Origin of the sequence: Microcystis sp. M_QC_C_20170808_M9Col, from assembly GCF_007095495.1 — a bacterium.
GTDB lineage: Bacteria > Cyanobacteriota > Cyanobacteriia > Cyanobacteriales > Microcystaceae > Microcystis > Microcystis aeruginosa.
The window spans coordinates 1-5,482 of record NZ_SFBZ01000258.1 but is presented as its reverse complement, the minus strand read 5'-3'; the positions used below and the strand labels follow the sequence as shown (position 1 = coordinate 5,482).

General features: G+C 42.7%; 7 protein-coding genes. 1 reads left to right on the top strand and 6 read right to left on the bottom strand.

The genetic code is table 11. From position 1 onward, the window contains the following. Positions 1-41: 41 nt before the first annotated feature. Positions 42-338, top strand: a complete 297-nt coding sequence (locus EWV68_RS15550; protein WP_287170343.1) for a DUF4164 domain-containing protein — start codon at positions 42-44, stop codon at positions 336-338. Here EWV68_RS15550 and EWV68_RS15545 read toward each other — a convergent pair. The 6 genes from EWV68_RS15545 to EWV68_RS15525 form a co-directional block, all read right to left on the bottom strand. Further along, positions 301-984: an N-acetylmannosamine-6-phosphate 2-epimerase gene (locus tag EWV68_RS15545; RefSeq protein ID WP_061430716.1), complete on the bottom strand. Its 684-nt coding sequence runs from the start codon at positions 982-984 to the stop codon at positions 301-303. The two genes, EWV68_RS15550 and EWV68_RS15545, sit on opposite strands and share 38 nt — an antisense overlap. A gap of 152 nt (positions 985-1,136) precedes the next feature. Then, complete coding sequence (locus EWV68_RS15540; protein ID WP_004162542.1) at positions 1,137-1,646, bottom strand: inorganic diphosphatase; 510 nt, start codon at positions 1,644-1,646, stop codon at positions 1,137-1,139. A gap of 161 nt (positions 1,647-1,807) precedes the next feature. After that, positions 1,808-2,002 carry a TLTLP motif-containing protein gene (locus tag EWV68_RS22110; RefSeq protein WP_012267246.1) on the bottom strand — a complete coding sequence of 65 codons (195 nt, stop codon included), beginning with the start codon at positions 2,000-2,002 and terminating at the stop codon, positions 1,808-1,810. 717 nt (positions 2,003-2,719) lie between these two features. Beyond that, positions 2,720-3,898, bottom strand: coding sequence for an AI-2E family transporter (locus EWV68_RS15535; protein ID WP_287170342.1), 1,179 nt, complete (start codon positions 3,896-3,898; stop codon positions 2,720-2,722). A gap of 317 nt (positions 3,899-4,215) precedes the next feature. Then, positions 4,216-4,704, bottom strand: coding sequence for a PIN domain-containing protein (locus tag EWV68_RS15530; protein WP_287170340.1), 489 nt, complete (start codon positions 4,702-4,704; stop codon positions 4,216-4,218). Next, positions 4,697-4,948, bottom strand: a complete 252-nt coding sequence (locus EWV68_RS15525) for a UPF0175 family protein (protein ID WP_002764591.1) — start codon at positions 4,946-4,948, stop codon at positions 4,697-4,699. Before EWV68_RS15525 ends, EWV68_RS15530 begins: the two co-directional genes overlap by 8 nt. Between the last annotated feature and the right edge of the window lie 534 nt (positions 4,949-5,482).

The following is a 5,482-nucleotide window of genomic DNA, read 5'->3' as shown; positions in this document are numbered from 1 at the left end:
TTCAGGGAAAAAATCCCTAAATTTTCCCCCCAATCACTCCAATGGTAGGCACTTTTTCAGGGAAAAAAAGTCTAAAAGCCTTATCCAACAAGGTTTTTAGATTTATTCAGCAAACCCTATATAAGGGTTTCACCCCTTATAACTCCCGTCCATTGCATAACACAAACCGAAGAACCGAAAAAATTAACGGATTGACCGCAGGGATTGCCTATCAGCAATTCACAAACCGGCGGATTTTAATCGCTTTGGTTGTCGCTATTTTAGGAGGTGCGGCGAAACTTTTTGGTTTTTTCCCTCCCATTAATCTTTTGATAAAATTCCTTGTAAAAAAGCGGTAGTTTTTAAATCAATCCCTGTAATTGCCGTGCCGACAACTACCGAATAGGCACCAACTTCTAGGGCTTTTTTGGCTTCTTTTGGAGTCGATATTCCTCCTTCACAGATAACAGGAACTGATAACTTATTAACTAATTCTTCTAGGAAAGAAAAACTCGGCGGTGGTAGATTTTTAGTTGCTTCTGTGTAACCGTAAAGAGTTGTACCGACAATATCAGCACCAGCTGCCACGGCATAAATAGCACTTTCGATCGAGTCTATATCTGCCATGACTAATTTACCAGTTTCCTGATGAATACGAGCGATAATTGTGGCTAAATTTTCATCATTAGGACGCTTTCTTGGGGTAGCATCCAAGGCAATTATATCGGCACCGGCATCGGCAATGGCGAGAGCATCTTGATATTTGGGAGTAATATATACCGAACAATCGCGATAATTGCGTTTCCAGAGTCCAATTATCGGTATATCCGGCAATTGTTGACGGGTGGCTTTCAGATGAGCGGGACTATCAATTCTGACCCCACAAGCACCCCTATCCACACAAGCATGAGCCATGGCGGCAATAATTACAGGATCGTGCAGAGATGACTCCACTGGCGCTTGACAGGAGACGATTAAACCCGATTTTAAGGTTTCTATTCGCATAAATTGGGGTGTGGGGTGTGGGGTGTGGGGTGTAGGGAGAAGCTTTTTTCAGTGATCAGTAAACAGTAAACAGTAATCAGTGAACTGAAAACTCACATCTGATAACTGATAACTGATAACTAACCCCACCAACAAACTTTTTGCCGCAAACCTTACTTATAAGCAGCAATACACTGTTCAACTAAAGCGGTTACTGCGTCCACATCTTTCCAACCGAGAATTTCTGTGACTTTTTTCTCTAGATTCTTATAGGTTTTGAAAAACTCGGCGATTTCCTGCAAGCGATGGGGAGAGACATCTTTGAGGGATTTTACCTCAGCATAACGAGGATCTTTAGCGGGAACACAGAGAATTTTTTCATCGCGATCACCACCATCGATCATTTCTAACATACCAATAGGGCGCGCCGTAATCACACAGCCGGGGAAAGTAGGCTGATCCATGATCACCATACCATCTAAAGGATCGCCGTCATCGGCGAGGGTATTGGGAACAAAACCATAATCACAGGGATATTGTACCGAAGAATAGAGAACGCGATCGAGAGCAAAGGCGTTTAAATCCTTATCAAACTCGTATTTATTCTTACTGCCGGCGGTAATTTCCACTAAAACGTTAATTAAACCTGGTTTCGGTTGGGCAGGAATGCGCGATAAATCCACAAGCTTTCTCCAAATACAAGACAATAGCGCCTTTAGAGTCACCTAAAAGCGCAAACAAAATTAAAACACACTTTGATCAACTCCGATCCAAATTTTACCCATAAGGGGGATCGGGACGAAGAAAAAAATTTTTATTTTGGCAATCGTCTATCTCAATTCTGTCACCTCATTTGCCTCGTTAGGGAGTAGGATGTGTTACCGGTAAGGGGTTCTTCGGTATAGTTAGGCGTGGAGTTATATCCAATCGCTAACAAGGGTAACGTTAGGGTCAGAATTGCGATCATGGTTCCGAGTAAATTGGCCCACCTATGACTAGGAGGTTCGGAAGTCTTCCCTGACGGGTTGCTTGATTCCATAAAGGGGTCGTGTTGAACTCGACAAGTAAAGAATACGAGAGATATATAGAGCAGTAAGCTATCTGCCTTGAGCTTTTAGCAAATTACTGCTATTTTTTTGCCTTTGGGCTTGGTTAAAGTCTCGCGAGAAAGCGACACATTAACAGCAATATTCTCCCTACTAATTATATTTTACCCATTTTTTTCCAGGAGTTCCCTCTGATACTTTTCTTGACGATCTCTCCAGATCATGGTCTGTTGGTGTTTGTCCATGTCATACTAAATCAGTTTTTAATAACTGGATTTAGTATCAATCCACAAAAAAAAATGTCTGAAAGGCTTAAACCTTAAGCGATCCAAACATTTTTTCATTGCAATCGGAGGGTGATATTGACTTTATGTCTTAACTTCGAGCTTACGATAGAAAGCTGGCTGTTAATGTAGCCTATTTAACCAAAATATCGATTTTTTGCTTATTTATCGGGATAGACATTGACCTTTTCTTAAAATTATCGGAGTTTAGAGATAATTGGTTAGCTAATCTCCCAATAAGCTAGGCCCCAGAGACCAGCAAGGCATCCGTCAGGGACGGCGATCAGGGCAAGTGGAGTTAATCTACCAATATGGATATCATAACTCGATCGAGGGAGAAAAGCCAAGAACCTGCGAGAAAATTGCCGATTTCTCCCGTCCAATATTACTGCTCACATCGCCCTAGATCATGCCGTCAGTCATTCTTCAGCGAGAAACCACCTCGCTAGAGGATTCTGATTCTAGGGGGAGAGAAGGTTTAATTATCCCGTGTTTTGTCTCCTCTGGTGTCACTTGACGGATAACCTCCAAAGCTTCCTTGATCATTACTGCCATGGGAACCGCGACAATCACCCCCAGTAAACCGCCCACTCGCGCCCCCGTCAAGACCGAGACCAACACCCAAAAGGGATTTAACCCGGTGACACTGCCCAAAATCCGGGGAGCAATGCCGTTTTCGACAATTTGCTGCACCACTACAGCCACGGCTAAAACTTGTAGAGCTAAACCAATATCGCGCAAAGCTAGTAAAGCTGTCACCGTGACAATGCCTACAGTTCCCCCAAAAGGGATTAAGGCCATGGTGCCAATCAACAGACCGAATAGGAGACCAAAAGGGACTTTAATCGATAAAAATGCCGTGACTAATCCCAGGGCCATGCAGGTGGCGCAAATTACCTGTCCGACAAAGTAATTCTGAAAACTTAAGCGTAGGGTTAGGGAAAAGGGTTGTTGGACGGGTTTGGGCAACCATTGGATAATACTCCTCCAGATATCGGGACTGTGGAGAAGTAGATAAAAGGTGAGGATAATGGTTAGCAGTACATCAAGCACCCGCACCACGGTAAAAACCGTGAGATTAAGGGCTAAATTAACGCTTCTTCCCGCTAGAATTTGCAATTCTGCCCCTAAACGACTGTTAAACTGAGCGATCAGACCATCGAAACTGATCGGAATCGGTAGATTCATCGTATCGATTTTGGTATCTAGTTGCATCAGTTGGCGCTGTCCCGAGTCTAACCATTCTGGCAATCTATTGACAAATTGCTGCGCTTGGGTGAAGACTAGGGGAACTAGGGTGATTCCCACGGCCACAAAAATTAAAATCGTGATCAGGGAAACCACGATCGCAGCTAAACCCCGTTTTAATCCCTGACGTTCCAACCAAGTCACTGGATAACCCAAGAGAAAAGATAGAACGGCCGCTATCAGTAAAATAACAAATAAAGATTCAAAATAGCCAAAAATTGCCGATAATGCCCAGGCATTCAGAACTATAAGTGGTGCAGCTAGAGCAATCACCAGTAAGCGAGATAGGGAATTCAGGGATTGCCACCACGTCTGAACCCAATTGCGTTTCGGGGGAACGACTTTAACTTCCACCATGAAGCCTCTTAAAAGGTTTGTTTCAACACTTGTATTCTGACAGATCGAAGCCGAACTCGCTAACTCAACGAGTGGGGAAGTGGGGTGATGGGGTGTGGGATGCTGACAGGTGTAGGTTTATTACAACCCATATGGTTCTTCGGTTTGTCTTATGCAACGTACAGGATTATAAGGAATGAAACTTTGGCGATTTTTGTCAATTGTTTTCGATCTAGAGCGAACTAATCAATTAAGTCTCTTGCCAGATAAGGATTTAGTCGATTTATGCTCCCCTATTGAACCATACCAAATAACGAAGAGCCTTTTTTTAAGCATACTTACTCTCCAGCTAATCGAAGAACATCATTGACAACTTTATCAGTTAGCCACATTCCTTGATGGCGTAACTTAGCAATAACGGGAGCAACAGAAGATAGATAGCCCTGCTGCTTCGCTTTAACTAAAACACCAAGCGTTCCTGAATATTTCAAGCGATATAAATCGGCAATACGTCGGGCTAACTGATCATCAAAAATCAGTAAACTATCTGGATTTTCTAATCCCAAAGCTAATACCTCTGCTTCTCCTTGCCCTAAATCAATAATAGCTGGAATTAGACTGACTGATTTGACTGAAGTAATTGAAATCCATTCAATCGCCTGAATATTGGGAACATCAATTCCTTTATTTTTACCGATTGCTAATTCTTCGATTACTGCTGGAGGAGTCAAGATTTGAGAATACAAGCGTTGGAGCAATTCCAAGTAGCCCACTTGATGTAAGTACAGTAGAGGAGAGGTGTTGACAATGACTTGAGGATTAGGCATTGACAATATCTTGTTCCAATTGTTCAGTCGTTAAAGAAAAAGGGGAGACTTGATAACGCCCCAAAATAGTTAAAAATTCTACTCGTGACATTCCGGCTAATTGGGCTGCACGTCCTGAAGATAGTTTGTCAAGTTCAAAAAGTTTAACGGCTGCCAATATTTTTAATTCTCTTGATAGATTTTCAGGAGTTTCTTTGAGACTAATTAAGATTTCTTCAGGAATTTCAAGGGAAATAGTGCTCATTTTCTTTCTCTCTCAATAATTGTCTCTATTCTACACCAATAAAATTAGTCCTTCTCTGTGAGTAGAATCAGTAACGGGTTTCCCCTCTCCAACCGACAGAATGAGCAGGTGCAGTCTATCTTGTCCTCAAGGGGTTGGAGACCAAGCCTATAAGGCTTTATGGCAATATAATCGTGCTTAATTTGGTTTAGCGATCGCGTTGAGGGGCAGTCAAGGGAGAACACAAAGGCGAATCCGACATACTGCGCCACAATCTTTCATACAAGAGGACAGTTCGCCTGAGAAGGAGTAAAACAGGGAAAATACTTGAGACTCCTTCTCCTGTGAATCGATGCGATCGCACTCTTAGGATACACTTATAAATGTGGTGAAATTTAAAATGAAAGCCAGAAAAACAATAAGGAGGTAAGGGCAGTAGCTTGACATCCTCGCCGCCGTAAAACGGACGGCGATTCCCAAACCTCACGATTTAGGTTTCTGCTTCTTTCCCTTGCGGGGTTCCGCACCTGCCTTAACAGATTTACTCTGTTCTGG